Origin of the sequence: Bradyrhizobium sp. SRL28 (assembly GCF_018596315.1) — a bacterium.
In the GTDB taxonomy this organism is placed as follows: domain Bacteria; phylum Pseudomonadota; class Alphaproteobacteria; order Rhizobiales; family Xanthobacteraceae; genus Bradyrhizobium.
In genome coordinates this window covers 1-415 of record NZ_JAHEAG010000232.1, presented here as the reverse complement: position 1 = coordinate 415, position 415 = coordinate 1, and the positions used below count along the sequence as shown (strand labels likewise).

Here is a 415-nt window from a genome sequence, read left to right as displayed (position 1 = left end):
TGGAGGAGGTTGGCTCGAAGAAGATATCTTCATTGCCGCTCTGCAGGCCGCCGAGCGTGGATATGACGTACGCCTCCTCTCGGACCTGATCGCGACGCGTGTCGATGCGGATCGTTCACTTGCTCTGGATCGGATGGCGCTTCATGGCATCTTGGCGACCACGGTGCGCCAGATGCTGCTGGAATGGGCGGTATGTCTGCATGAACCGCTTTTGACGCAAAAAGTTCAGCAGCTTCTATCGTGATCTGGGTTGCCATCGGCAAGTCCGCCCACGAAAGATCGTCCGAACGACCCGGGTCTCTTTGATCGCCTGTTCGTCTACAGTCAGCAGATCCCGGTCGATCAGCCCCATATCGGACCGCTATCAGCACGAGCCACGGGTGTAGGCATAGAGCATGGTCGACTGCGGCATGCG

At 58.3% G+C, this 415-nt stretch carries 1 protein-coding gene; it reads left to right on the top strand.

Annotated elements, in window-relative coordinates; all coding sequences use genetic code 11:
• Positions 1–244, top strand: a 244-nt coding sequence (locus tag KIP88_RS46135; RefSeq protein WP_214494672.1) for a hypothetical protein, incomplete at its 5' end; no start/stop codon positions are given.
• Positions 245–415: the final 171 nt, after the last annotated feature.